At 67.6% G+C, this 24,195-nt stretch carries 26 protein-coding genes; 10 read left to right on the top strand and 16 right to left on the bottom strand.

What is annotated here, in order from left to right; all coding sequences use genetic code 11:
• Positions 1-27: 27 nt before the first annotated feature.
• From DZC73_RS02210 to DZC73_RS02185, 6 genes are all read right to left on the bottom strand, one after another.
• Positions 28-1,023, bottom strand: coding sequence for a glycosyl hydrolase family 18 protein (locus tag DZC73_RS02210; protein WP_124538554.1), 996 nt, complete (start codon positions 1,021-1,023; stop codon positions 28-30).
• Entirely contained in the window at positions 1,020-1,877 is an 858-nt protein-coding gene (locus tag DZC73_RS02205) for a thymidylate synthase (RefSeq protein ID WP_124538553.1), read from the bottom strand. The genes DZC73_RS02210 and DZC73_RS02205 overlap by 4 nt, the downstream gene beginning before the upstream one ends.
• Positions 1,831-2,145 carry a CcdB family protein gene (locus DZC73_RS02200; RefSeq protein ID WP_124538552.1) on the bottom strand — a complete coding sequence of 105 codons (315 nt, stop codon included), beginning with the start codon at positions 2,143-2,145 and terminating at the stop codon, positions 1,831-1,833. Before DZC73_RS02200 ends, DZC73_RS02205 begins: the two co-directional genes overlap by 47 nt.
• 5 nt (positions 2,146-2,150) lie before the next feature.
• Positions 2,151-2,402 carry a type II toxin-antitoxin system CcdA family antitoxin gene (locus tag DZC73_RS02195; protein ID WP_124538551.1) on the bottom strand — a complete coding sequence of 84 codons (252 nt, stop codon included), beginning with the start codon at positions 2,400-2,402 and terminating at the stop codon, positions 2,151-2,153.
• Between the two features lie 144 nt (positions 2,403-2,546).
• Positions 2,547-3,209 carry an OmpA family protein gene (locus DZC73_RS02190; RefSeq protein ID WP_124538550.1) on the bottom strand — a complete coding sequence of 221 codons (663 nt, stop codon included), beginning with the start codon at positions 3,207-3,209 and terminating at the stop codon, positions 2,547-2,549.
• Positions 3,210-3,349: 140 nt separating this feature from the next.
• On the bottom strand, positions 3,350-5,137 hold the full coding sequence (locus DZC73_RS02185; RefSeq protein WP_124538549.1) for an ABC transporter transmembrane domain-containing protein: 1,788 nt from the start codon (positions 5,135-5,137) through the stop codon (positions 3,350-3,352).
• A 132-nt stretch (positions 5,138-5,269) separates the two neighbouring features.
• Between DZC73_RS02185 and DZC73_RS02180 the strand changes: the two genes are divergently transcribed.
• From DZC73_RS02180 to DZC73_RS02165, 4 genes are read left to right on the top strand one after another with little or no spacing between them, the layout of a single operon-like run.
• Complete coding sequence (locus tag DZC73_RS02180; protein ID WP_124538548.1) at positions 5,270-5,770, top strand: MarR family winged helix-turn-helix transcriptional regulator; 501 nt, start codon at positions 5,270-5,272, stop codon at positions 5,768-5,770.
• Positions 5,767-7,338 carry an efflux transporter outer membrane subunit gene (locus DZC73_RS02175; protein ID WP_235834957.1) on the top strand — a complete coding sequence of 524 codons (1,572 nt, stop codon included), beginning with the start codon at positions 5,767-5,769 and terminating at the stop codon, positions 7,336-7,338. Before DZC73_RS02180 ends, DZC73_RS02175 begins: the two co-directional genes overlap by 4 nt.
• Before the next feature lie 25 nt (positions 7,339-7,363).
• Positions 7,364-8,680 (top strand): HlyD family efflux transporter periplasmic adaptor subunit, encoded by a 1,317-nt coding sequence (locus DZC73_RS02170; RefSeq protein ID WP_124538547.1) that lies wholly within the window; start codon positions 7,364-7,366, stop codon positions 8,678-8,680.
• 13 nt (positions 8,681-8,693) lie between these two features.
• Positions 8,694-10,307, top strand: coding sequence for a DHA2 family efflux MFS transporter permease subunit (locus DZC73_RS02165; protein WP_124538546.1), 1,614 nt, complete (start codon positions 8,694-8,696; stop codon positions 10,305-10,307).
• Positions 10,308-10,313: 6 nt separating this feature from the next.
• Here the strand turns inward: DZC73_RS02165 and DZC73_RS02160 are convergent, their stop codons facing one another.
• From DZC73_RS02160 to miaA, 5 genes are read right to left on the bottom strand one after another with little or no spacing between them, the layout of a single operon-like run.
• Positions 10,314-11,390, bottom strand: coding sequence for a lipocalin-like domain-containing protein (locus DZC73_RS02160; protein ID WP_235834956.1), 1,077 nt, complete (start codon positions 11,388-11,390; stop codon positions 10,314-10,316).
• Positions 11,387-12,337 (bottom strand): aldo/keto reductase, encoded by a 951-nt coding sequence (locus DZC73_RS02155; protein ID WP_124538545.1) that lies wholly within the window; start codon positions 12,335-12,337, stop codon positions 11,387-11,389. Before DZC73_RS02155 ends, DZC73_RS02160 begins: the two co-directional genes overlap by 4 nt.
• Positions 12,338-12,363: 26 nt before the next feature.
• Entirely contained in the window at positions 12,364-14,877 is a 2,514-nt protein-coding gene (locus DZC73_RS02150; RefSeq protein WP_124538544.1) for an FtsX-like permease family protein, read from the bottom strand.
• On the bottom strand, positions 14,877-15,521 hold the full coding sequence (locus DZC73_RS02145; RefSeq protein ID WP_124538543.1) for an ABC transporter ATP-binding protein: 645 nt from the start codon (positions 15,519-15,521) through the stop codon (positions 14,877-14,879). Before DZC73_RS02145 ends, DZC73_RS02150 begins: the two co-directional genes overlap by 1 nt.
• On the bottom strand, positions 15,514-16,470 hold the full coding sequence (gene miaA / locus DZC73_RS02140) for a tRNA (adenosine(37)-N6)-dimethylallyltransferase MiaA (RefSeq protein ID WP_124538542.1): 957 nt from the start codon (positions 16,468-16,470) through the stop codon (positions 15,514-15,516). Before miaA ends, DZC73_RS02145 begins: the two co-directional genes overlap by 8 nt.
• Positions 16,471-16,667: 197 nt before the next feature.
• On the opposite strand from miaA, the gene DZC73_RS02135 reads away from it, so the two are divergent.
• Genes DZC73_RS02135 through DZC73_RS02115 form a run of 5 tightly spaced genes read left to right on the top strand, consistent with a single transcriptional unit; the run spans position 16,668 to position 19,498 of the window.
• Positions 16,668-17,072 carry a PA2779 family protein gene (locus DZC73_RS02135; protein ID WP_124538541.1) on the top strand — a complete coding sequence of 135 codons (405 nt, stop codon included), beginning with the start codon at positions 16,668-16,670 and terminating at the stop codon, positions 17,070-17,072.
• Between the two features lie 50 nt (positions 17,073-17,122).
• Positions 17,123-18,085, top strand: a complete 963-nt coding sequence (locus tag DZC73_RS02130; RefSeq protein ID WP_124538540.1) for a PA2778 family cysteine peptidase — start codon at positions 17,123-17,125, stop codon at positions 18,083-18,085.
• 45 nt (positions 18,086-18,130) lie between these two features.
• Positions 18,131-18,760, top strand: coding sequence for a pyridoxamine 5'-phosphate oxidase family protein (locus tag DZC73_RS02125; RefSeq protein ID WP_124538539.1), 630 nt, complete (start codon positions 18,131-18,133; stop codon positions 18,758-18,760).
• A 7-nt stretch (positions 18,761-18,767) separates the two neighbouring features.
• On the top strand, positions 18,768-19,016 hold the full coding sequence (locus tag DZC73_RS02120) for a hypothetical protein (RefSeq protein ID WP_124538538.1): 249 nt from the start codon (positions 18,768-18,770) through the stop codon (positions 19,014-19,016).
• 11 nt (positions 19,017-19,027) lie between these two features.
• Positions 19,028-19,498 carry a GNAT family N-acetyltransferase gene (locus DZC73_RS02115; RefSeq protein WP_161974419.1) on the top strand — a complete coding sequence of 157 codons (471 nt, stop codon included), beginning with the start codon at positions 19,028-19,030 and terminating at the stop codon, positions 19,496-19,498.
• Positions 19,499-19,510: 12 nt separating this feature from the next.
• Here DZC73_RS02115 and DZC73_RS02110 read toward each other — a convergent pair whose 3' ends face one another.
• The 5 genes from DZC73_RS02110 to DZC73_RS02090 all read right to left on the bottom strand — a co-directional run bounded on the left by DZC73_RS02110 (position 19,511) and on the right by DZC73_RS02090 (position 23,847).
• The gene (locus tag DZC73_RS02110) at positions 19,511-20,203 is read right to left on the bottom strand and encodes a Crp/Fnr family transcriptional regulator (RefSeq protein ID WP_124538536.1); all 693 of its coding nucleotides are present in this window, start codon (positions 20,201-20,203) and stop codon (positions 19,511-19,513) included.
• Between the two features lie 80 nt (positions 20,204-20,283).
• Positions 20,284-21,003, bottom strand: coding sequence for a Crp/Fnr family transcriptional regulator (locus DZC73_RS02105; RefSeq protein WP_124538535.1), 720 nt, complete (start codon positions 21,001-21,003; stop codon positions 20,284-20,286).
• Positions 21,004-21,177: 174 nt separating this feature from the next.
• Positions 21,178-22,089 carry an OmpA family protein gene (locus DZC73_RS02100; protein ID WP_124538534.1) on the bottom strand — a complete coding sequence of 304 codons (912 nt, stop codon included), beginning with the start codon at positions 22,087-22,089 and terminating at the stop codon, positions 21,178-21,180.
• Positions 22,086-22,490, bottom strand: a complete 405-nt coding sequence (locus DZC73_RS02095; protein ID WP_161974418.1) for a DUF4398 domain-containing protein — start codon at positions 22,488-22,490, stop codon at positions 22,086-22,088. Before DZC73_RS02095 ends, DZC73_RS02100 begins: the two co-directional genes overlap by 4 nt.
• A 100-nt stretch (positions 22,491-22,590) precedes the next feature.
• Complete coding sequence (locus DZC73_RS02090) at positions 22,591-23,847, bottom strand: PAS domain-containing sensor histidine kinase (RefSeq protein ID WP_124538532.1); 1,257 nt, start codon at positions 23,845-23,847, stop codon at positions 22,591-22,593.
• A 186-nt stretch (positions 23,848-24,033) separates the two neighbouring features.
• Between DZC73_RS02090 and DZC73_RS29570 the strand changes: the two genes are divergently transcribed.
• Complete coding sequence (locus tag DZC73_RS29570) at positions 24,034-24,177, top strand: hypothetical protein (protein ID WP_161974417.1); 144 nt, start codon at positions 24,034-24,036, stop codon at positions 24,175-24,177.
• Positions 24,178-24,195: the final 18 nt, after the last annotated feature.

The following is a 24,195-nucleotide window of genomic DNA, read 5'->3' as shown; positions in this document are numbered from 1 at the left end:
GCTCAGCGCCGGTGCCTGGCGAACTTGTCAGGGCGCCGGCTTGAGCAGCGGCTTCCAGCCGTCGCCCGGTGCGCTGCGGAGCTGCACCACGGCCTCCCAGGTCGCATCGCTCTTCCACTGCGGCCCTTCGAACTGCAGGTCCCACAAGGCAATGCCGGCGCCCAGCGCCTGCACTTCCCTCAGGTGGGCCACCGCATGGCTGCCCTGGCCGCCTTGGCCCCAGGTGTCCACCCACGTCGGCATGCCGAGCACGATCTGGTCCACGCGGTAGCCGGCCTTCAGCCCGTACTGCAGCTGCCAGCTGTACTTGAAGATCCGTGCGCCGCCTTCGCAGACCGGCTTGCCCGGCGGCGTGAACGTGTCGGTGCTGCCTTCGTACAGGTCTGCATAGCCCATGCTGTGGATGGCGTCGATGCGGCCGGTCCAGTCGGCCCACCAGCTCATGTTGGGCGCGTTGTCGCAGGGGCTGTGGAAGCTGTCCACCGTGAGCAGCTTGCCGCGCGGCTTGAGCGCCGCCGACAGCTCGCTCACGAACCTGGCATACGCTGCACGGTCGGCGCTGTGGTCGCCTTCGCCTTCCAGGTCGATGTCGGTGCCGTCGAGCTGGTATCGGTCCATCTCGGCGACCAGCGCGCGCACGAACTCGGCACGGTGCTCGACGAAGGCATGGCGCGCCAGCGACCAGTCCCACTTCGCCAGCACCTGCGAGTTGTTGTAGACCGTGAGCAGCACAGGAATGCGCCGTTGCTTCGCCCAGTCTCGAAAGCGCGCCACGTCCGCGGCGGTGACGGGAGCGCCGGTCTTGTCGATGGGCGCAAAGACAAGGCCCTTGCCGTCCGAACTCGGGTTCCAGAACTGCAGGGCGATGCGTGTCAACCCCTTGGCCACGCCCGGCGCCGATTCCAGCCCGCGCATGGCGGCGTCCATGCCATAGGGCGGCACCCAGCCGATCACCGGCGGTTGCTGCGCGAGGGCCGATGACGCGGCGAGCAGTGCCAGCGCGGCGGCGGCCTTCGTGTTCACACCGCCACCGGCGCCTTGATCGCAGGATGGTGCTCGTAGCCCAGCACCTCGAAGTCCTCGTACTCGTAGTCGAAGATGGAGGCCGGCTTGCGCTTGATGTTCAGCGTCGGGTAGGCGAAGGGCGTGCGCGACAGTTGCAGCGCCACCTGTTCGGCGTGGTTGCTGTAGATGTGGCAATCGCCGCCCGTCCAGACGAAGTCGCCCACGTCCAGGTCGCACTGCTGCGCAAGCATGTGGGTGAGCAGGGCGTAGCTCGCGATGTTGAAGGGCACGCCCAGGAAGATGTCGGCGCTGCGCTGGTAGAGCTGGCAGCTCAGCCGCCCATTGGCCACGTAGAACTGGAAGAAGGCGTGGCAGGGCATGAGCGCCATCTTCGACAGGTCCGCCACGTTCCATGCGCTCACGATGATGCGCCGCGAATCGGGGTTGGACTTGAGCATCTTCACGACTTCGGCGATCTGGTCGATGTGACCGCCGTCCGGCGTGGGCCAGGAGCGCCACTGCACGCCGTAGACCGGCCCCAGGTCGCCATCGGGCTTGGCCCATTCGTCCCAGATGGTCACGCCACGCTCCTGCAGCCAGCGCGCGTTCGAGTCGCCGCGCAGGAACCACAGCAATTCGAGGATGATGGACTTCAGGTGCACCTTCTTCGTGGTGACCAGCGGGAAGCCCTCGTTGAGATCGAAGCGCATCTGGTGGCCGAACACGCTCTTGGTGCCGGTGCCCGTGCGGTCGGCCTTGGTCACGCCGTGCGTGTCCACATGGCGCATGAAATCTTCGTACTGGGAGCGGATGGGGCGGGTCACTTCAATAGGCTCCGAAGAGAGTGTCGAGGGCTTCGAGGACGAGCGCATGCTGGTCGCGGATGTTGGCCACCGGCTTGCGGAGCTCGGACAGGGGAATGGCGCCCATTGTGGCCGTGTCCAGCACCACATTGTCCGCGCCCACGGCCAAGACCGGGTTCAGTCCGCGGGCGCGCGGGCCGAAGGTCGCTTCCTTGCGCAGTGGGATGACCACCCGCGTGGTCAGTTCGTCGATGTAGTCGTTCTGGACGTCCAGCAAATAGGGAATGAGCTTGCGCTCGGCCGCGTCGGGATTGGGGTAGACGTCGTAGCGGGCCATTGACGTCAGCGGCCCTTCGCGAAGGTGCGGTACTTGGCCAACGGCAGGCCTTCACGCTCGATGCGGTCGTTGTAGGCCGTGATGGCTTCCTTGTTCTCTGTGTTCCAGCGCTGCCAGTACTGGCGCTTCACTTCTTCGGCGAGCAAGGCATCCACGGTCTGCGACACGTTCATGCCCAGTTCACGGGCCATGTCGAGCACCTTGGCGTTGAGGCTGAGGTTGGTGGGGCGCTTGGGGGCGTTGTCAAAACGAAGCATGGTGTGGCCTCATCAGGTATGCGCATGGATTATGCACATCTTTGAAGGCCGTCAGCCATCGGGAGACGCATTTGCCGCCCGAGCAAAAGCAAGGCGGGCATGCCCCATGGCATGCCCGCCTTGATGCGATGCGCAATTGCTGGATCAGCCTTGGCCCGGCTCGCGCAGGAACATTTCCACCCGGCGATTCTTCGCACGGCCGGCGTCGGTGGTGTTGTCGGCAATCGGCTCGTGCTCGCCGTGGCCTTCGGTGTGAATGCGGCTGGCCGAGACGCCTCGTGCCGCCAGGTAGTCGCGCACGCTTTGCGCACGTTCACGCGACAGCGGGTTGTTCACAGCATCCGAGCCGGTGCTGTCGGTGTGGCCGACGATGGTCAGCTGCGAGTTCGGATCGCCTTGCAGGCTCTGCGCGAAGGTGTCCAGCACCGAGCGCATGTTGGGCTTGATGGTGGCGCTGCCGGTGTCGAAGCTCACGTCGCTCGGGATGTTGAGCTTGAGCTGGTTGTCGGCCGTGCGGGTCACGTCCACGCCGGTGCCGCGGGTGGCCTGTTCCATGGCCTGCTTGCGTTCTTCCTGGCGCTTGGACCAGATGTTGCCGGCCACCGCGCCGATGGCGCCGCCAATCACTGCGCCGGTGCCTGCCTTGCCGCCCGTGGCCGAGCTCAGCACCGCGCCGGCTGCCGCACCGATGCCGGCGCCCGTGGCCGTGCCTTTCTGGCGCTCGCTCATGTCGGCGCAGCCGGTCATCAGGAAGGCTGCGGCGGTGATGCCCAGGGCGGTGGTGCGAATCAATCGTTGTTGCTTCATAGGAATCTCCTTCTGCGTCCAGAGTGTGGGCAGTGCCTTCGAGTATCGAAGGCGTTCCCATGGGGGTCTGTCGGACGCGGCTGGGCGGCCGTGTCAGCTCCTGTCCTACAACGAGCCGCACAGCGCGCTGCCGTGCGCGCTCAAGATGCAACTTGCATGTCGAACTGCATCGCCGCCAGTCGCGCATACAGCCCTCCCGCTGCGCTGAGCTGCGCGTGCGTGCCCTGCTCGACGATCTGCCCCGCGTCCAGCACCACGATGCGGTCCGCACGCTGCACGGTGGACAGCCGGTGGGCGATGACCAGCGTCGTTCGATCCCGCATGGCGGATTCGAGCGCGGCTTGCACCATGCGTTCGCTCTCCGCATCGAGCGCGCTGGTGGCTTCGTCCAGCAGCAAGAGCGGCGGGTTCTTCAGCATGGCCCGTGCGATGGAGATGCGCTGCCGCTGTCCGCCGGACAAGCGCACGCCGCGCTCGCCGAGGAAGGTGGCATAGCCCTCGGGCAAGGCTGTGATGAAGTCATGCGCGAATGCCGCCTTGGCCGTGGCCATGACTTCGTCGTCGGTGGCATCGGGCCGGCCATAGCGGATGTTCTCCATCGCATTGGCCGAAAAGATCACGCTGTCCTGCGGCACGATGCCGATGCGGTGGCGCAAGTCGTTGAGTGACGCCTCCTGCACCGACACGCCGTCCACCGTGACCTGCCCCGTGCTCACGTCATAGAAGCGAAGCAGCAGCTGGAACACCGTGCTCTTGCCTGCGCCACTCGGTCCCACCAGGGCCACGGTCTCGCCGGGTTTCACCTCCAGCGTGAGCTGGGACAAGGCCGCATGCTGCGGACGCGACGGATAGCGGAAGTTCACGTCACGCAAGGCCACGGCCGACCCGCCGCGTGCCGGCGGCAACGGCTTCGGGTTCGCTGGCGAGGTGATGGGCGAGCGCGCACGCAGCAGCTCCATCAATCGTTCCGTGGCACCGGCCGCGCGCAGCAGGTCGCCATAGACCTCGGCGAGCACGGCCACCGACGACACGAGGATGATGACGTACACCACCGTCTGCCCCAGGTGGCCGGCGCTGATCTTGCCTTGCAGCACCGCCTGCGTGCCCTGGTACAGGCCCCACAGCAGGGCACCGAAGGTCGCGGTGATGACGAAGGCCACGAGGAACGAACGCATGCGCGTGCGCTTGACCGCCGTGCCGAAGGCGTTCTCGGTGGACACGTCGAAGCGCCGCGCCTCGCGCGCTTCCTGCGTATAGCTCTGCACCACGGGAATGGCGTTGAGCACCTCGGCCGCGATGGCGCTGGAATCGGCCACGCGGTCCTGGCTGGCACGGCTGAGCTTGCGCACGCGCCGGCCGAAGTAGACGGAAGGCAGCACCACCAGCACCAGGATGCCCAGCACCTGCGACATCACATACGGGTTGGTGATGACCAGCATGATCATCGCGCCCAGGCCCATCACGCCGTTGCGCAGGCCCATGCTGAGGCTGGAGCCCACCACGGTCTGCACGAGCGTGGTGTCGGTGGTCAGGCGCGAGAGCACCTCGCCGGTCTGCGTGGTCTCGAAGAACTCGGGGCTTTGCTCCACCACGTGCGAGTACACGGCATTGCGCAGGTCCGCCGTGACTCGCTCGCCCAGCCACGTCACCATGTAGAAACGCGCCGCGGAGAACACGCCCAGTGCCGCACCCACGGCGAACAGCAGGAAGAAGTGCTCTCGCAAGGCCATGACCCGGTTGCCCGGATCGGCGGCGACGAAGCCCTGGTCGATCAGCGAGCGCAGCGCGGTCGGGAACACGAGCGTGCTGACCGCCGCCAGCACGAGGAAGAGGACGGCCAGCCCGATGCGCACACGGTAGGGCCACAGGAATGGCACGAGCCCGCGCAGCGAACCGACGGTCTTGTTGTCGTTGGATGAAGAGGACATGGTCGGGGAGTCTAGGGGCGTCCGTGACTTTTTCCTCCCGCGCGTCAGACGCACATGACCTTGGGACTTGCAGGGATTTGTCTGCCGTAGCAAAATTTGCCCAAGCAAATATTGCTGAGGCAACCGTATCCCATGTCTTCCTCCCGCGCACCCCGTCCCGTCTGCTTCTACGCCGGCGAGGACTACAAGATGGCCGACAGCCTGGGGCACTTGCTGTTCCAGCTGATGCTCAGCATGCGCCGCGAAGTGGAAGGGCGCATGACTGAACTGGGCCTGACCGACGCGCAGTGGAAGCCCCTGTGGTACCTCAAGGAAGGCAAGGCCGACACCGCCTTCGAGCTGGCCAAGGAGATGTCCATCGACGCCGGCGCCATGACGCGCATGCTCGACCGCCTGGCCGCCAAGGGCCTGATCGAGCGGGTGCGTTCGGAGACCGACCGCCGCGTCGTGCACCTGCGCATCACGCCCGAAGGCGAGGTGGCGGCGGCGCAGATTCCCCATGTGCTGGCCGAGGTCAACAACGCATTCCTGACAGGTTTCAGCAAGCAGGAGTGGTATCAAGTCAAGGAATTTCTGCAGCAGATGCTGCTCAACGGCCAGCGCATGCAGGCCGACAAGGAGGACCCACAATGAACAACAACTCGATGTGCCTGAACTCGCCGCTGCGTCGCGAGCAGGCGTCTCAGCCGAGAAGGGCCGGGCAGCCCGCACGCAAGCCGGGCGCGCAATCTGCCCTGTCGCACGAGCGCAAGGCGTCGCTCTTCACCGCCGCCACGATGCTGGGTGCCGTGCTCGCCACCGCACTGCTGGTCACCGGCTGCGCGAGCACCAGCGGCGCCGTGCCGCACTCGCATCAGTTGATGACGGCCGAGCAGGTTGGCGTCAAGGGCGCCGATGCGCCCTGGCCCAAGACCGATTGGTGGACCGGCTGGGGCGACGCGCAGCTCAATGCCGTGGTCGACAAGGCGCTCGCCACGCAGCCCGGCCTGCAGACGGTGCAAGCCCGCCTGGTGCAGGCGCAGGCTGCTGTTGATGCCACCAATGCCGCACGCCTGCCGCAAGTCAACGGCTCGCTGGACCTGACCGACCAGCGCTTCACCAAGAACGGCCTGGTGCCGCCGCCGCTGGGCGGCTCCATCAAGTGGAACAACTCCGCGCAGGTCAGCGCGAGCTGGGAGCTGGACCTGTTCGGCCGCCAGAAGGCGAGCGTGGCCTCCGCCATCGGCACGCTGCGTGCGACGCAGGCCGAAGCGCAGGCCGCCCGCGTCCTGCTGGCCGGCAACGTCGCCAACACCTACGTGAACCTGGCCCGGCTGGTCGATGCGCGCAAGGTGGCGCTGCAGGCGCTGAGCGAGCGCGACCAGACCTTGAAGCTGGTGCGCCAGCGCGTGGGCGCCGGCCTGGACACCAACGTCGAGTTGCGCCAGGCCGAAGGCATCATCGCGCAGACCCGGGTCGAGCTGGAGACGCTGGACGAGCAGATCGCGCGCACTCGCCACGCGCTGGCCGAGCTGAGCGGCCAGGCGCCGACAGCCTACGACACGCTGAGCCCGCAACTGACCGAGGTGAAGGCCGTGCCGCTGCCGCAAGGCCTGCCGGCGGACCTGATCGGCCGGCGCGCCGACCTGGTGGCGCAGCGCTGGCGCGTCGAAGCCGCAATGAAGGACGTGGATGTCGCGAAGGCGCAGTTCTATCCGAACGTCAACCTCGTGGCCTTCGCCGGCCTGTCGAGCATCGGCCTGGACAAGTTCGTGAAGTCCGGCGCCGAGACCTACGGCATCGGCCCCGCGGTGCGACTGCCCATCTTCGAAGGCGGTCGCCTGCGTGCCAACCTGAGCGCGAAGAACGCCGAGGTGGATGCCGCCATCGATGGCTACAACGCCTCGCTGCTACGGGCGCTGCGCGAAGTGGCCGACGAGGTCAGCACGCTGCAATCGCTGGAACGTCAGCAGGCGGCGCAGGCCGAGGCGACGAAGTCCGCCGAGTCGGCCTTCGACCTCGCCACGCAGCGCTACCAGAACGGCCTGGGCAACTTCCTGGTCGTGCTGACTGCCGAAACCAATGTGCTCGCGCAACGCCGCGCGGCATCCGACCTGAAGGCGCGTCACCTGAGCGCCGAAGCCTCCCTGGCGCGCGCGCTGGGCGGCGGATACCAGTCCGACGCGCCCGCCACGCTCACCGCCGTCAACTCACAACGATGAACTTGCAGGGAATCCGAGGAACACCATGAGCAACGAACAAGACAACAAGGCCCCCGCCACGACGCCCAATGCCGCGCCGGTGGCCACCGTGCCCGCGCCGGCCGTGTCGCCGTCCAAGCGCAAGCCCGCGCTGCTGGCCGTGGCCGGCATCACCGCCGCCGCCGCGATTGCCTACGGCGTGTACTGGGGCGTCGTGCTGCGCCACTACGAGAACACCGACAACGCCTACGTGCAGGCGCCGGTCGTGCAGATCACGCCGCAGGTCGGCGGCACGGTGCTGGCCATCCTGGCCGACGACACCGATGTGGTGAAGGCCGGCCAGCCGCTGGTCAAGCTGGACCCCGCCGACGCCAAGCTCGCGCTCGAACGTGCGCAGGCCCAGCTCGCGCAGACCGTGCGTGAAGTGCGCACCATGTACGCCACCAACGGCACGCTGGAAGCCAACATCCGCCTGCGCGAGGCCGAGGTCGACCGCATGCGCAGCGACGTGGCCCGCGCCAACGAAGACGTGAACCGCCGCCAGCCGCTGGTGGCCACCGGTGCCGTCGGCGGCGAAGAAATGAAGCACGCCGAGACCACGCTGGCCGCCGCCAAGAGCGCGCTGGCCGGTGCGCAGTCGGCCCTGGCCGCCGCGCAGGAACAGGCCATCAGCAACAAGGCGCTGACCGAAGGCACGAGCGTGGAAAACCACCCGAACGTGCAGCGCGCCGCCGCGGCCGTGCGCGAGGCCTACCTGTCGCTGCAGCGCACCGAACTGCCCGCGCCCGTGTCGGGCCAGGTCGCCAAGCGCACCGTGCAGGTCGGCCAGCGCATCCAGGCCGGCGCACCGCTCATGTCCATCATCCCGCTCGAGCAGGTGTGGGTCGAGGCCAACTTCAAGGAAGTGCAGCTGCGCAAGATGCGCATCGGCCAGCCGGTGAAGCTGCATGCCGACATCTACGGCGAGAAGGTGGAGTACGAAGGCCGCGTGGTCGGCCTCGGTGCCGGCACTGGTGCCGCCTTCGCGCTGCTGCCCGCGCAGAACGCCACGGGCAACTGGATCAAGGTGGTGCAGCGCGTGCCGGTGCGCGTGGAGCTCAACGCCAAGCAACTGGCCGAGCATCCCCTGCGCGTGGGCCTGTCGATGGAAGCGACGGTGGACATCGCCGAGCAAAGCGGCCAGCCGCTGGCCGCCGCCGGTGCCAGCGCGCGTTCGAACACCACGCAAGCCTTCGATGTGCAGACCACCGCGGCCGACCGCATGGTGCACGACATCATCTCGGCCAACCTGGGCCGCGGCGGTGCCACGCACGTCTCCGGCGCCAAGCCCTCGGCCAGCGTCGCGATGAGCCAGCCGGGCTGAAAGCGAGGACGCCATGAGCAACGCATCGGCCGTCCTTGACGGGCCGGGCTCTCCGCCCGCGCCCCCCGCACCGCCCACCCCACCTCGCGTGGTGCAGTCGGGCCCGCTGCACGGCACGCAGCTCGTGCTGGGCACGCTGGCCCTGTCGCTGGCCACCTTCATGAACGTGCTGGACTCGTCCATCGCGAACGTGTCCATCCCCGCCATTGCCGGCGACATGGGCGTGAGCCCGGCGCAGGGCACCTGGGTCATCACCTCCTTCGCGGTGGCCAATGCCATCTCGGTGCCGCTGACGGGCTGGCTCACGCAGCGCTTCGGCCAGGTGCGCCTGTTCGTCGCGAGCGTGATCCTCTTCGTGATCGCGTCGTGGCTGTGCGGCCTCGCGCCCAACATCGAATCGCTGATCTTCTTCCGCGTGGTGCAGGGCCTGGTCGCGGGTCCGATGATCCCGCTGTCGCAGACGCTGCTGCTGGGCAGCTACCCACCAGCGAAGGCCGGCAGCGCGATGGCGATGTGGGCGATGACGGTGCTTGTCGCGCCGGTGGTCGGGCCGCTCCTGGGCGGCTGGATCACCGACAACATTTCCTGGCCGTGGATCTTCTACATCAACATCCCCGTGGGCATCGTGGCCGCGGGCATCACCTGGTCCATCTATCACAAGCGTGATCCGGGACCCAAGCGCGTGCCGCTGGACTACGTGGGCCTGGGCCTGCTGGTGCTGTGGGTGGGTTCCCTGCAGATCATGATCGACAAGGGCAAGGAGCTGGACTGGTTCAACTCCACGCAGATCATCATGCTCGCGGTGATGGCGGTGGTGGGCTTCCTGTTCTTCCTCGCCTGGGAGCTGACGGAGACGCACCCCATCGTGGACCTGCGCCTGTTCTCGCGCCGCAACTTCGCGCTGGGCACGGTGGCGCTGTCGCTGGGCTACGGCCTGTTCTTCGGCAACGTGGTGCTGATGCCGCTGTGGCTGCAGCAGTACATGGGCTACACGGCCACCTGGGCCGGCATGGCGATGGCGCCGGTGGGTGTGCTGGCGATCATCCTGTCGCCCTGGGTGGGCAAGAATGTGTCGAAGATCGACCCGCGCAAGCTGGCGACGGTGGCCTTCCTCGGCTTCGGCCTGGTGCTGTACCTGCGCTCGCGCTTCAACACGCAGACCGAGTTCAGCGGCGTGCTCATCCCGACGCTGATGCAGGGCGCGGCGATGGCCTTCTTCTTCATCCCGCTGCAGGCCATCGTGTTCTCCGGCCTGCCTCCCCCGCGCATGCCGGCGGCGGCGGGCTTGTCGAACTTCGTGCGCATCACGATGGGTGCGGTGGGCACGTCGATCTTCACCACGGTGTGGGAGAGCCGCGCCAACATGCACCACGCGCACATCGCGGAGAGCATCAACCGCGGCAACGATGCGGCCACGGCCACGCTGGCGCAACTCGGCGCGACGGGCATGTCCCCGGAGCAGGGGCTGGCGATGGTCAACCGGCTCATCGACCAGCAGGCCTACACGCTCGCAGCGACGGACCTGTTCTACCTGTCCTCAGTGCTGTTCGTGCTGATGGTGTCGGTGGTGTGGCTCACCAAGCCCAAGACCGGCCAGGCGATGGGCGACGGCGGCGGGGCGCACTGACCGCGCTCATATCCGGAGCCGGCCGGCGTACCCGGTCATCTCCAGGTAGCCGCGTCCAACGCGCTTGCCTGAGGCATCCGTCAAGTCGCTCAGGCCCTCCCAGTAGATCGCCCCCGTGCTCGCACGGCTGTCGATCTCCTGGTTGTCGATCAGCGACTTGACGAGGAACTTGCCGTTGGGCGTCTCCAGCGCCCACTCCACCGGGTAGACCGCCCGCGTCGCTGCGCTGGTCCAGGTGCGGCCGGGCGTGAAGCGGACTTCCTCGGGCGTGAAGCTGCGGACCTTGCCTTTCGCATCGGTCCAGCTGCCGCCGGCGAACACGCCCGCGCCATCTGCCCGCCGCATGCGGAAGGCCATCAGCGACTCGCCGTTGTCCAGGTTCATGCCCAGCCAGTCCCAGCCCACGGCCTCGCTGTCCATGTAGATGTTGCTCCACTCGTGGTCCAGCCACGCACGGCCCTTGACCGTGAGCGGCTTGCCGTCGAGCGTGAGGGTGCCGCCCACTTCCAGCTGCGGCCGGCTGTAGTAGTGGCTGGCCTCGCCGGGCTTGCGGCCCTTGGTGGAGAGGCCGCCGTTGCCTTGCAAGACGATGCGCGAGGCCTTGGCCTCGAGTTCAAGCGCAAAGCCGCCGGCCTCGCTGCGCACGCTCATGTCGTAGCGGCTGTCTTCCGCGGGCCCGCTGCGGGCCATCTTCCAGTCGCGCAGGCGCAGGTCGGTGTCGCCTTCCTTGGCGCGCACGACGCCGAAGCCATCGCGCGCGATGCGTTGGTCGTGCCGCATCCGCTTGCCCTCGATGTCGCTCAGCGCCGCATGCGCGAACACGATCTGCCGCGGCGTGAAGCGGCTGGGGTGGTCGCCGGTGATGCCGGTGTTGGAGCGGAAGAAGGTGACCTGGAAGCCGAAGCTGCGGTCGCCGGATTGCAGCTCGCCCGTCACGTACCACCACTCGGTGCGCGTGTCGGGGTGCGCGCCGAAGTCCGCCGGAAACTTCAGGGGCCTCGGACGCACTCCGGGCTCGGCACTCCACGCCACCGGCAGCGCGAGGCCGGCGGTGGCAGCGATGAACGTGCGGCGTGGAATCACGCGGCGCTCGCGGCTTGCAGCTGCGCCATGCTGGCCGCGTCGATGCGCAGCTCGGCCGCGCGCAGCAACTCGTCGAGCTGTGCCACCGAGGTCGCACTCGCGATGGCGCTCGTGATCGACGGCTGCGCCATGGTCCAGGCGATGGCCACGGTCGAGGGCGTGGTGCCCAGCCTCGTCGACACTGCCAGCAGCGCTTCAAGGATGCGCATGCCGCGGTCGTTGAAGTAGTTCTTCAGGCGCGGCGCTCGTGCGCGGCCTTCGGTGTCTTCCAGTCGATGGTATTTGCCGCTGAGGAAGCCACTGGCCAGCGAGAAGAAGTTCGCCACGGCCACGCCATGCTTGAGGCACACCGGCGCGAGATCGCTCTCGAACGGTTGCCGGTCGACGAGGTTGTACTGGGGCTGGAGGCATTCATAGCGCGCCAAGCCTTCGCGCTGGCTGAGGGCCAGGGCCTGTTCCAGCCGCGCGCCGCTGAAGTTCGATGCGCCGATGGTGCGCACCTTGCCCGCCCTCACCAGCCGGTCGAAGGCCGCCAGCGTCTCCTCCATCGGTGTCTTGTCGTCGTCCTTGTGGGCGTAGAAGAGGTCGATGCGGTCCGTCTGCAGGCGCCGCAGGGAATCGTCCACCGAGCGCTCGATGCGTGCCCGGTCGAGCCCCTCGCCCAGTTCCGGCATCGCCATGCCGACCTTGGTGGCAATCACCACGCGGTCGCGCTTTCCGCTCTTGCGCAACCAGCGGCCGATCACCGATTCCGACTCGCCGCCCTGGTGGCCATCGACCCAGAACGAATACACGTTGGCGGTGTCGATGAAGTTGAAGCCGGCGTCGACGAAGCGGTCCAGCATGGCGTGCGAGGCTGCTTCATCGGCCGTCCAGCCGAACACGTTGCCGCCGAAACACAGCGGCGAGACCTCGATGCCTGATCGTCCCAGGGGGCGAAGCTTCATGTGCGTTCTCCTTGATCGTCCATGGTCTACCAGTCTTCCTTCACCGCCAGCGCCATGTCGCGGCTCGCGGCGCTGCGGCCGGCGAGCAAGGCAGTGGACGTGCCGGCAATGATCACCGCGGCGCACAGGAGCAGCAGCCGGCCCCAGGGCAGCAGCATGTCCATGGTCCAGTGGAAGCTCTGCGGATTCACCACGTGCACCAGCACCACGCTCACGCCGATGCCCAGCAGCAAGCCCACCAGCGCGCCGGCGGCTGTCCAGACCGCGCCTTCGGCACCTACCACCGTCAGCACCTGCTGGCGCGTGAGCCCCAGGTGCGACAGCAGGCCAAATTCCTTGCGCCGCGCCAGCACCTGCGCGGAGAAGCTGGCGGCGATGCCGAACAGGCCGATGGCGATGGCCACCGCCTGCAGCCAGTAGGTCACGGCGAAGCTGCGGTCGAAGATGCGCAGCGAGACGGCGCGGATCTCGCCGGGCGCGGCGAACTCCAGCAATGCGTCGTCCAGTCCCTGCTTGCGGGCGGCCTCGCGCAAGGTGGCTTGCACCGCGTTCACGTCGGCCTTCGGCGCCAGCCAGATGGCGATGTCGTTCACGCGATCGTCGGCGGTGAGGCGGCGGTAGTCGGCCAGGTGCATGGTGATGGCGCCATGCTGCCGCACGTAGTCGCGCCACACCGCACGCACGAAGGCCGGCACGCGGCGGCCGTCGGGCAGCGGCAGCTGCACGCGCGCGCCGGGTGTGAGGCGGTACAGCGTGCTCAGCGCCTCGCTCACGTAGATCGGTGTCGCGTCCTTCGGCGCGGGCAGCAGGTCGCTGACCAGCGGCAGCTCGGTGGCGGGGTCGTCGATGTCGCGGGCGATCAGGCCCACCGCGGGACGCTGCGGATCCAGCGTGATCGAGGCCACGCGCTGGGCCTTGGCGCGCGTCACGCCCGGTGCCTTGGCCGCGGCGTTCACCAGCGCAGGCGGCAGCACCACGATGTCGCCCGCGCCGCCGCTGGTGGCTGCATGGGCGTAGAGATCGGCCGGCAGCAGGGCGTCGAGCCAGCGCGTCACCGAATCGCGGAAGCTCGCGACCATCACTGTGAGTGCGACGGCCAGGCTCAGGCTCGCGACCACGCCAGCCACCGCGACGGTGGCCGTCTGGCGTTGATGCCGGGCGCGCTCCACCGCGAGCAGGGCGAGCGCGTTTTCGGGCGGCCGCATCGTGCGCAGCAGCAGGCCGATGCCTGAGGGCACGCAGGCGATTCCGCCCAGAAGCAGACAGGCAACGGACAGGTAGGCAGCCAGTGGCATCTCGGCGATCGGCGGCAGCAGCGCCAGCGGCAGGCTCGCCAGCAGCAGCGCCGGCCCGAACCAGCGCATGTGCGAGGCGGGCTGCACCGTGCCCAGGCCCTTCAGCGCCTGGGCCGGCGCCATGCGTTGCGCGTTGCGGGCTGGCACCCATCCGCCCAGCACGGCAGCCGCCACGCCCAGCAGGAAGTAGAGCAGCGCCGCCAGCACGTCGAAGTGCAGCGGCGGTGCGATGCCGGGGAAGTAGCCGCCGCCCAGGTCGCCCGCGAACATGCGCAGGCCCAGTGCGGCCAGCGCCGTGCCGAGCAGCAGGCCCACCAGGCTGCCGGCGCAGCCCAGCAACGCGGACTCCGCCAGCACGAGTGCCATGCGCTGCCGTGCGCTCAGGCCCAGGACGCCCAGCAGGGCCAGCTGCGGCTGCCGCTTCGCCACCGACAGCGAGAGGATGGAGAACACCAGGAACGCGCCCGTGAACAGGGCCACCAGCGCCAGCACGGTGAGGTTCACGCGGTAGGCGCGCGAGACGTTGGAGACGCGCTGCGCGCCTTCGTCCGGCGAGGCGGCGCGCACGCCTTCGGGCAGCTTCAGCTCGTCGATCACCTGCGAACGGTTGGTGCCCGGCTTCAGACGCACGTCGATGCGGCTGAGCTTGCCCAGCCAGCCGAAGCGCTCCTGTGCGGTGGCGATGTCGATGACGGCGATCGGCACGCCGCCTGCGGCCACGCCGCCGCGCACCGCGAACTCCACCAGCCCGCGCTGCGATTGCAGGCGCAGCGACTTCGCGTCATTGAGCCGCAGCCGTGCCGGTCCGTTGATGAAGATGGAGCGTTCGTCGAACATCGCGGCCCGGTCCACGCCGGCGGCAGGCTGCGGCATCAGCGCAGGCGACAGGGGGCCGGCCACCAGTGGGTCGATGCCCAGCACGCGCATCGGCACGCGCTGCTTCTGCGCATCGATGACGAAGGTGTCGATCTCGACCACGGGGCTCGCGATGTCGACTTGCGCATGCGTGGCGACGCGCTCGTACAAGGCTTCGTCGAAGCCGCCGCGCTGGCCGCGCAACTCGAAGTCGGGCTGGCCGTTGACCGAGCGCACCGCCGAGCTGAATTCGCTGAGCGCCGACTGGTTGATGAGCTGCACCGAGAAGGCCAGCGCGACGCCCAGCATCACAGCGAGCAGGGCCGCGGCGTTGCGCCACGGGTGGTGGCGCAGCTCGGGCCATGACAGTTGCTTGAGCAGCTCGATCATCAGACTTCGATGCCGTTGGCGGTGAGCGTGACGACCCGGTCGGCCCGCGCCGCCGCGGTGCGCGAGTGCGTCACCAGCACGCAGGCCGCCTTGTGCTCGCGCACCTGCTGCGAGAGCACGTCCATCACGCGCTCGGCCGTCTTCGGATCGAGGTTGCCGGTGGGCTCGTCGGCGAGGATGAGTTTGGGCTGGTGAACCAGCGCGCGCGCGATCGCCACGCGCTGCAGCTGTCCGCCCGAGAGCGTCTGCGGCAGGCGCGGGCCCAGGCCGGGCAGGTCCACCGCATTGAGCAGCGTGTCCACGCGCTTCCAGTCGGGTGCGCCCTTGAGCAGCAGCGGCAGGCCCACGTTCTTGTCCACGCTCAGGTGCGGCAGCACGTGGAAGGCCTGGAAGATGAAGCCCAGGTGGTCGCGCCGGAACAGCGCCTGCGCGGTCTCGTCCAGCGTGGTGATCTGCGTGCCGTTGATGCGCACGCTGCCGGCGTCCACCGTGTCCAGCCCGGCGATGCAGTTCAGCAGCGTGGACTTGCCCACGCCCGATTCGCCGAGGATGGCGACGAACTCGCCCTGGCCGACGCTCAGGTGGACGTTGCTGAACACCGCCGTCTCGCCATAGCGTTTGGTGAGATTGTTGACGTCAAGCATGGTGGCTCGATGAATGCAAAAGAGGTTGGAGCAGTTCGTGTGCGCGCGCGAGCACGGCGTCGACGGCACCGGGCAGGTCGCAGGCCACCACCTGGCGCTGCGGCATGCTGCGCAGCCAGGTGAGCTGGCGCTTGGCCAACTGACGGGTGGCTGCGATGCCTTTGTCGCGCAGGGTGGAGAGGTCGCCGTCGTCCAGCGCTTCCCACGCCTGCCGGTAGCCGACGCAGCGCATGCTGGGCAGCTCGGGCGTGAGGTCGCCGCGGGCACGAAGGCGTTTCACTTCGTCGATGAAGCCATGGTCGAGCATGGCGTCGAAGCGCTGGGCGATGCGCTCGTGCAGCCAGGCGCGGCTCTCAGGTTCCAGCGAGATGAGCGGCGGTGCATCGCGCGGCGCTTTCTCGCTGTGGAAGGAAGACAGCGGACGGCCGCTGATGCGCAACACCTCCAGCGCACGCTGGATGCGCTGCGAGTCGCCGGGCTTCAGTCGCGCGGCGGTGATGGGGTCGACCTCGCGCAGGGCGGCATGCATGGCGGGCCAGCCCAGGCGCGAGGCTTCCTCGTCGAGCGCTGCGCGCACGGCAGGTTCGGAGGCGGGCATCTCGTCCAGGCCTTCGAAGAGCGCCTTGAAATACATCATGGTCCCGCCCACCAGCAGCGGCAGATGGCCACGCGACTGGATCTGCTCGACCAACCGGTTTGCATCGGCCACGAATTGCGCGGCCGAATAGGCCTGCGAGGGTTCGATGATGTCGATGAGGTGGTGCGGTACGCGTGCCTGCTCTGCGGCGGTGGGTTTGGCCGTGCCGATGTCCATGCCGCGGTAGACCAGGGCTGAATCGACGCTGACGATCTCCACCGGCAGCACGCGGGCAAACGCTTCGGCCAGGGCCAGCGCAGCCGCCGTCTTGCCCGACGCCGTGGGGCCTGCGACACACAGGAGGGGCTTCATGGCTGGCTGTGCGTCAGGTTCGGAGGCATGTTCATAGGTTATCAGGCGGTTCCTGTTGCGCGGGCGCCGCGTTCACCCTCAAGGTTTCAATCCGAGACCGACAAGACGGGATCGGATGGTTACGATTCCTGCGTCGTCGGCAAATGCGAATCGTATTGCGGCGCAACATCACATCACGTCCTTTGAAAGGAACAACCATGAAACAAACGACCCGTTGGATGGCTTCCCTGCTCGTGGCCTGCATCAGTTTCGCCAGCGGCGTTCAAAGCGCCCAGGCCGCCGGCCTCGTCAGCACCGAGCAAGTGGCTGCCAGCGAAGGCGTGAAGAGCGCCACTGCGCAGCGCCAGCACCTGAACGAGACGCTGTCGCGCGCCGACGTGGCAGCGGCCCTGGCCGAGCGCGGCGTGAGTGTCGACCAGGCCCGTGCCCGCGTGGCCGCGCTGACCGACGATGAAGTCGCCACGGTCGCCAATACGCTGGACACCGCGCCTGCTGGCGCCAGCGACGTGCTGGGCGTGATCGTCACCATCTTCGTGGTGCTGCTGATCACCGACATCCTCGGCTTCACGAAGGTGTTCCCGTTCACCCGCTCGATCCGCTGATCCTGCGCCGGGGCGGTGAGCTTCACCGCCCCGAGCTTTGAATTTTCTTGATGCGTTGTCTGATCATCACAGCGCGGCCACTGGCGTGGGCCGCGCTGTTTCTTTGGGCCATCGTCAGCTTGATGCTGGGTGGCTGCGCGGTGCAGACGCGGGCATTGCGCGAGCACCCGCCGGTCGACTTGCCGCACAAGGCGGAACTGGCGAGCACACCGTTCTTCGCCCAGACCGAGTACCAGTGCGGTCCCGCCGCGCTGGCCACGGCGCTCTCAGCCATCGGTGTGGCGGCTGACCCTGCCGTGCTCGGCCAGGAAGTGTTCCTGCCTGCACGCACCGGCACCTTGCAAGTGGAGATGATCGCGGGCGCTCGCCGCCACGGTGTGCTGGCCACGCGCATGCCGCAGGAACTCGAGGCCGTGCTGCGCGAAGTGCAGGGTGGGCATCCCGTGGTGGTGCTGCAGAACCTGGGCCTGTCGTGGGCGCCGATGTGGCACTACGCGGTGCTGGTGGGCTACGACATCGATGAAGGCGATGTGATCCTGAGGTCGGGGCAGACCGAGCGGCAACTGCTGCCCATGCGCACCTTCGAGCACACCTGGAAGCGATCGGGCTCCTGGGCCTTCGTGGTCACGCCGCCCGGCCAGTGGCCTGCGCAGGCTGATGAAAAGTCCGCCGTGGAAGCGGCGGTCGGCTTCGAACGCAACGCCACGCCGTCGCAAGCGGTGATGGTCTACCGCAGTGCACTGGCGCGCTGGCCCGCCAACCTCAGCTTGCGCATGGGGCTGGGCAACAGCCTGTATGGCGCTGGCGACAAGCGGGCCGCAGCCGATGCGTTTCGCGAAGCGGCGACGACACATCGCAGTGCGCCCGCTTGGATCAACCTCTCTGCGACGCTGCTTGAACTGGGCGACAAGCAGGCAGCGATCGATGCGGCGCAGCAGGCCATCGCACTCGCTGACGATGCATGGCAAGGCCAGGCGCGCGAGGCGCTCTCGGCGGCTCAAACCGCCCGCTGATCCGTTCGCCGCGGGCCTGTCAGCCGACCCGGCTAACATCGCGGCATGCCCGCCGATGACGATCCACACCGCATCACCAGCCTCGAGCAGCTTGCCGCACTCTTCGGCGAGGTGGGCGAAGCCTCCGCAAAGAAGGAAGTCGACCACGTCCATCCGCACTACCGCGCGATGATCGAAGCGTCACCGTTCGCGATCCTCGCGACGGTCGGGCCCGAAGGCCTGGACGCATCGCCGCGCGGCGATCCGCCGGGCTTCGTGGTGGTCGAAGACGACAAGACCTTGCTCCTGCCAGAGCGCCGCGGCAACAACCGCGTGGACAGCCTGCGCAACATCGTGCAAGACCCGCGGGTGGCGCTGATCTTCCTCATCCCCGGCATCGGCGAGACGCTGCGCGTGCACGGCCGCGCGGCCATCAGCACCGAGCCGTCGCTGATCGACCGCTTCGTGATGCAGGGCCAGCGGCCCAAATGCGTGCTGCGCATCTCGGTAGACACGGTGTTCTTCCAGTGCGCGCGTGCCATCCATCGCTCGCGGCTGTGGAAGCCTGATGCCATCCGCTCGCGCGACAGCCTGCCGTCCACCGGCACCATGCTCTCGGCGCTGACCGACGCGGCCATCGACGGCGAGGCCTACGACCGCGAGTTGCCCGCCCGGCAGGCGAGCACCCTGTACTGAGGCCGCGATGACAGAACAGTCCCACGACGACGGCGATCTCGGCTTCACCTGGCTGGCGTTGAAGGACGGTTCGGTCATTGTTCATCACCATGGGCGGCTCGCTGCCACCCTGCGCGGCCAGGCTGCGGCAGAATTCATGGATGAGGTCTCGGGCGCGGACCTCGGCTCTCAGCAGCAACTGATGGCGCGCCTGACCGGCAACTACAAACGCGGCAACGAAAGAACCGCGAGCAACCATCCGCGCAACAGGCGCTGAAGGAGGCTCTTGTGATCGACCAGATCGACATTTCGTTGGCCGTCCCCTCGGATGCCGGCGCGATTGCGCAGTTGTCGCGCGACGCCATCGAGCATGGCCTGTCGTGGCGATGGACCGCACGCCGCGTGGCCCGCAGCATCCGCGACAGCGAGACCAACGTCGTCATTGCCCGGCGCGGCAGCGAGTTCCTCGGCTTTGCCATCCTCAAGTACGAAGACGACGACTCCCATTTGTTGCTGATGGCGGTGGCGCCGGCGCATCGCCGCAAGGGCGTGGCCAGCGCCATGCTGGGCTGGCTCGAAACGACGGTGCAGGCCGGTGGCTGGGCCACCATCGAACTGGAGGTGCGCTCGCGCAACGAGGATGCGATCGCCTTCTACCGGCACCATGGCTTCGACGAGGCGGGGCTGTACCCCGGCTACTACGAAGGCGTGGAGGATGCGCGTCGGATGGTGAAGGCGATGCGCAAGTTGGTGACCTGAGCCGACCGGCGATCAACCGAGTATGCGGCCGTAGGCCTCGCGGTCCGCGGCATAGCAACTGCATGCGGCTGCCTCCAGCCCCGCTCGATCGAGCACGGTGATCTGGCCGCGGTGATACCGGACCAGGCCGCGCTCCTGCAGGTCGCTGGCCGCGCGCGTGATGCCCACGCGTCGCACGCCCAGCATGTAGGCCAGGAATTCATGGGTCAGGTGGAAGCTGTCGGCATGTGCCCGGTCCTGGCTCATCAGCAGCCAGCGGGCGAGCCGCGGGCCGACGCTGTGGAACCGCGTGCAGGCAGCGGACGTGGCCAGCTGTGCCATCAGCACGTAGAGGTAGCGGTTCAGCTGGTCCTGCAGCAACTTGCTGGAGGCCAGCTCCCGCCGGAACGAATCAGCCTTGATGCGATGGGCGGTGCCCGGACCTTGCACCAGGGCATGCAGCGGGATGGCGCTCACGCCCAGGCCCAGTTGCACGCCCAGCATGCCCTCGCGTCCCACCATGCCGACTTCCAGCGACGGTGCGCCATCGATGGCGGTGAGCAGCGAGATGAAGCCATCGACCGGGAAGTACACATGGCGCGTGGATTGGCCGGGGTCGTACAGCACCGCGCCCAGTTCCAGCGCAACGGTTTCGCTGACGCGCAGCAGCGAGAGGCGGTCGCGGCGTGGAAGCAAGGAGATCAGATGGTTTTCGGCGGTGGTCATGCGACGGACTATGGTCGTCCTGTTCCGGTCTGACCGTCTGCCGCCGCACACACCGTCCCTGCTGCTTGGGCGCTGCGCGCTTATACGGCGGTGCGAACCGGAAGCAAGCGGTCGTATTCCTTCTTCACCACGGCATAGCACTCGCAAGTGCGGTGCTCGAGGCCTGCGCGATCGAGCACCGTGATGTGGCCGCGCCGGTACTGGATGAGCCCTGCACGCTGCAGGCTGGTCGCCGCCGCGGTCACGCCTTCGCGGCGCACGCCCAGCATGTTGGCAATCAGCTCCTGTGTCATCGCCAGTTCGGGGGTCTTCAGCCGGTCCAGGCTGAGCAATAGCCAGCGGCACAGCTGCTGGTCCAGCGAATGGTGGCGATTGCACACGGCGGTCTGCGCCATTTGCGTGATCAACGCCTGGGTGTAGCGCAGCAACAGGTGCAGCACCGACGCGGACCGGCTGAACTCCGCCTTCAGCAACTGTCCCCGCATGCGAAACCCCAGGCCCGCGCTTTGGACGACCGCGCGGCTCGGGGTGGTTTCTCCGCCCATGAACAGCGACACGCCGACGATGCCTTCATTGCCCACCACGGCGATCTCTGCGGACGCGCCGTCTTCCATCACATACAGCAACGACACGATGGAGGTCGTGGGGAAGTACACGTGCGTCATGGCGACGCCGGACTCGTAGAGAACTTCGCCGAGCGGCATGTCCACCGGTTCGAGAATCGTCGACCAGCGCGCCCATTCGTCGGCGGGCAACGCGGCCAGCAAGTGGTTTCCGCGAGGGTCTGGAAGGGGGGTCATGGCGCCTCCGCCTGCCGAGGGCATCCGGGATGCCGGAGCGGCATCCATGCTCGGAGCCACGAGCCGCTCCAGTATGGCAGGCGAGGCACAGACTGTGTGCGCTACCGCACAATGAAGGGTCTTGGCATGGATGCCACCATCCGCCGGGACGGAGCAACGGCACCCTGCCTTCGGTCACCGCGCCTTGGCGATGCCGTCCTCGTCCGACAGGACGATTTCCACGCGACGGTTCATCTGGCGACCGGCCACTGTCGTGTTCGTCGAGGCCGGATAGGCGGCTCCATATCCGCGAATGCTCAGCCGATCGGCGACCACGCCCTGAGCGATCAGGGCGTCCCGCACGGCCGCGGCACGACGCTGCGACAAGTCGTTGTTGAGGGCGTCGCTTCCCTGGCTGTCGGTGAAGCCTTCGATCATCGCCGTGCGCTTGGGATGGAGCTTGAAGAAGCTCACGAGCTTGGACATGTCGCGCAGGCCACCGGAGCGCAGCTCGGACCGGCTGGAGTCGAACAGCACGTCACCCAGCGTGATCACGTCGCCGCGGTCAGTCTGCTTGGCGTTCAGGTCCCTGAGCTGCATTTCCAGGTCGGTTGCACGCGCCTTGTCCTGCTGCGCGCCGGCCTTGGCCACCGCGAGTTCGGCGCTCTTGTCGCGCGTGTCCTGCCGGGCGACGGAGGCGTTGCCCCGGGCCTGGTCGATCTCGGCTTGTGCCTTGTCGGCGGCCATGCCGGTCTTGGCGGCGGCAATGGCCTTCTCCCAGGTCTTCGTGCCGGTGGTCTCGCGGGCGATCGCGATGCGCTGCTGGGCCAGATAGGCCAGGTGATCGACCGTCTGCTGCTTCTCGCCGTGGGTCCAGGCTGCATCGGCGGTTCTCAGTGCCTCGCTGGCCTGCGACATTTCAGACGGTGCGAGCACGGTCGCCTGCGGGTCGCTTTGCAGCGCGCGATAGCTGGCGTGGGCGCGATCGAGTGCCTGGTTCGGCTCTGCCATCGTGCCGCATGCAGCCAGGACGGCGGCGATGGCCGCTCCGGGCACTGCGACGCGAACGCACAGCGTGGCCCACTTCTTCATCGACAGCGTGTTCATTGAGGACCTCCTGGTGCTGTTCGCAGTGCGTTGCGGTCCAGTTCGTCGTGCCAGCTGCGAGCCGCAGCCTGCGCATCGTTGGCGACCAGACGGGCCTTGATGGATTGCGTCTTGCTGACCGCGAGCTGCGCATCGGTCTGTGCCTGCTCGGCCAGGCGCTGGGCGACGCTGTAGTTCTTGTCCACCATGGCCTTCTCGGCGGTTGCCAGCTTGTCGTTTGCCAGGCGCAGTTCAGTGGGGGCGTAGGCCTGCGCTCCTGCCGCATTGGCGGCTTCGACCGAGGCCTTGGCCACGGTCATCTGCACGGTGGGCGGCGGGATCGTGCTGCAGCCTGCAGCGCCCAACGCCACGGCGCCGGCCATGGTCAGTGCGCCGGGCAAGAATGAGTATCTGGATGTCATTGAAGACTCCTGGTTCGGAATGGTCAAACGGGGCGCCGTGACAAAAGCTTGTCGATGCGGACGGGGTGGACTGCGGCTGCACCCGTGAAGCATGCGCAGCTCAGCGCGCGTGGTGAGTCTGGCGCGGCTGATGCACGCAGCTTGAGGCCCGCCCAGGCGCTCGTCTGTCTGCCACCGCACCAACGTCCGTGGGGGCAGTTTTGGACGAGATGACCTGTGCTGCCGGAGATGCCGCCCGTGCAAGCGTGACGACGAACTCGCTGCCCTTGTCCATGCCGTCGCTGTGGGCCGAGACCACGCCGCCGTGCAGTTCGACCAGGTTGCGCACGACGGACAAGCCGATGCCCAAGCCGCCGTTGCTCCGGCCGTGCGATGGTTCTTCCTGAGTGAAGAGGTCGAAGATGGAATCGATCATGTCCGGCCGGATGCCGGAGCCTTCGTCGCGCACACGGATGCTGACCTGCTGGGTGCCTTCGCCGCAGTGCACGCACAGGTCGACGATTCCGCCGGCAGGGCTGAACTTGACGGCGTTGTGCAGGAGATTGCTGAACACCTGGGTCAATCGCACCGCATCGCCCCTCACCCACACATCCCCGGGCATCGTCACCCGCAGGTGCACACGCATCGACTCCGCCAGGAATCGGTGGGTCTCGATGGCGGCCTCGATCACATCGCCCAGGCAGATCAACTCCGGGCGCAACCGAGACTTTTCGTGCGTGACGCGTGAAACGTCCATCAGGTCATCGACCAGGCGGGTCAGGTGCCCGACCTGCCGTTCAATGATGGCGGCGGCCTGCTTTTCGGCGACCGGTCCATCGAGGTGCTGCCGCGACAGCAGCGCTGCTGCCCACCGGATGGGCTGCAGCGGATTGCGCAGCTCGTGTGCCAGCATCGCAAGGAACTCGTCCTTGCAGCGGGCCGATCGCAGCAGTTCCAGTTCCGCTGCCTTTCGCAAGGTGATGTCCTGGGACACGCCGGCGAAGTGCAGCAACTGCCCGCATTGCGGCCGGACCGGGAGCGTTCTTTCTTCGATCCATCGCTGGGCTCCGTCAGGCGTGGTCCTGCGGTACTCCAGCACATAGCCTTCGCTGCCGGCCAACTGGTCGATCGAGTCTCTCAGCAACTGCCTGTCCTCGTCGTGCACTGGAATGAGCCACTCGCGGGAATTTCTGTACAGCTCCTGCGAATCTCCCATCCAATCGCGGTCGTAGGCGGGGCTGACATACAGGAAGCTCCCGGTGCTGGGTTCGTAGATCCAGAAGACATCGGTCAGGCTGTCGGCGAGCTGGCGAAACGGCTCCGTCGACGGTGGCAGGCTGTCTGCACACAAGCCGCGTGGGGTGGAGGCCGAAGACATGTTGCACCTGCCTCTGAAGTTTTCCCGGGGGATCAGGGATCACGGAAGACTGTGGGCATGTGCCGCGACCTTCTCTGTGCGCTTTCGAACAGATGCCAGGTAACGAAGTGAATAAGCTGGTTCCCGATGCTCTCTGCTCACCTGCACCGACGCGACAATGGCTGGCCTGCTGGCCTGGGAGGCCGCGTGCTCGCCGCTCTCACGCCGCTGCTTCAGCGGCTTCGCTTCACTGCGAAGGACGAGACCCAGCAGCGCTACCCGTCCGATGAAGCGGGCGCCGAGGAACCTCCGGCCTTCGTCGATACCCAGGCGACCTGGATGTGCCGTTGATGGGCGGTGAATCACCCC

The organism is Rhizobacter terrae (assembly GCF_003852895.1).
GTDB classification, from domain to species: Bacteria; Pseudomonadota; Gammaproteobacteria; order Burkholderiales; family Burkholderiaceae_C; genus Albitalea; species Albitalea terrae.
The sequence above is the reverse complement of the archived record's forward strand: the minus strand, read 5'-3'. Positions and strand labels throughout refer to the sequence as shown.

Excerpts from the sequence above, each read along its gene's own strand:
- DZC73_RS02205 (WP_124538553.1), bottom strand. The coding sequence starts at position 1,877 with ATGCGCTCGTCCTCGAAGCCCTCGACACTCTCTTCGGAGCCTATTGAA.
- DZC73_RS02200 (WP_124538552.1), bottom strand. The coding sequence starts at position 2,145 with ATGGCCCGCTACGACGTCTACCCCAATCCCGACGCGGCCGAGCGCAAG.
- DZC73_RS02195 (WP_124538551.1), bottom strand. The coding sequence starts at position 2,402 with ATGCTTCGTTTTGACAACGCCCCCAAGCGCCCCACCAACCTCAGCCTC.
- DZC73_RS02190 (WP_124538550.1), bottom strand. The coding sequence starts at position 3,209 with ATGAAGCAACAACGATTGATTCGCACCACCGCCCTGGGCATCACCGCC.
- DZC73_RS02185 (WP_124538549.1), bottom strand. The coding sequence starts at position 5,137 with ATGTCCTCTTCATCCAACGACAACAAGACCGTCGGTTCGCTGCGCGGG.
- DZC73_RS02180 (WP_124538548.1), top strand. The coding sequence starts at position 5,270 with ATGTCTTCCTCCCGCGCACCCCGTCCCGTCTGCTTCTACGCCGGCGAG.
- DZC73_RS02175 (WP_235834957.1), top strand. The coding sequence starts at position 5,767 with ATGAACAACAACTCGATGTGCCTGAACTCGCCGCTGCGTCGCGAGCAG.
- DZC73_RS02170 (WP_124538547.1), top strand. The coding sequence starts at position 7,364 with ATGAGCAACGAACAAGACAACAAGGCCCCCGCCACGACGCCCAATGCC.
- DZC73_RS02165 (WP_124538546.1), top strand. The coding sequence starts at position 8,694 with ATGAGCAACGCATCGGCCGTCCTTGACGGGCCGGGCTCTCCGCCCGCG.
- DZC73_RS02155 (WP_124538545.1), bottom strand. The coding sequence starts at position 12,337 with ATGAAGCTTCGCCCCCTGGGACGATCAGGCATCGAGGTCTCGCCGCTG.
- DZC73_RS02150 (WP_124538544.1), bottom strand. The coding sequence starts at position 14,877 with ATGATCGAGCTGCTCAAGCAACTGTCATGGCCCGAGCTGCGCCACCAC.
- DZC73_RS02145 (WP_124538543.1), bottom strand. The coding sequence starts at position 15,521 with ATGCTTGACGTCAACAATCTCACCAAACGCTATGGCGAGACGGCGGTG.
- miaA (WP_124538542.1), bottom strand. The coding sequence starts at position 16,470 with ATGAAGCCCCTCCTGTGTGTCGCAGGCCCCACGGCGTCGGGCAAGACG.
- DZC73_RS02135 (WP_124538541.1), top strand. The coding sequence starts at position 16,668 with ATGAAACAAACGACCCGTTGGATGGCTTCCCTGCTCGTGGCCTGCATC.
- DZC73_RS02130 (WP_124538540.1), top strand. The coding sequence starts at position 17,123 with ATGCGTTGTCTGATCATCACAGCGCGGCCACTGGCGTGGGCCGCGCTG.
- DZC73_RS02125 (WP_124538539.1), top strand. The coding sequence starts at position 18,131 with ATGCCCGCCGATGACGATCCACACCGCATCACCAGCCTCGAGCAGCTT.
- DZC73_RS02120 (WP_124538538.1), top strand. The coding sequence starts at position 18,768 with ATGACAGAACAGTCCCACGACGACGGCGATCTCGGCTTCACCTGGCTG.
- DZC73_RS02110 (WP_124538536.1), bottom strand. The coding sequence starts at position 20,203 with ATGACCACCGCCGAAAACCATCTGATCTCCTTGCTTCCACGCCGCGAC.
- DZC73_RS02105 (WP_124538535.1), bottom strand. The coding sequence starts at position 21,003 with ATGACCCCCCTTCCAGACCCTCGCGGAAACCACTTGCTGGCCGCGTTG.
- DZC73_RS02100 (WP_124538534.1), bottom strand. The coding sequence starts at position 22,089 with ATGAACACGCTGTCGATGAAGAAGTGGGCCACGCTGTGCGTTCGCGTC.
- DZC73_RS02095 (WP_161974418.1), bottom strand. The coding sequence starts at position 22,490 with ATGACATCCAGATACTCATTCTTGCCCGGCGCACTGACCATGGCCGGC.
- DZC73_RS02090 (WP_124538532.1), bottom strand. The coding sequence starts at position 23,847 with ATGTCTTCGGCCTCCACCCCACGCGGCTTGTGTGCAGACAGCCTGCCA.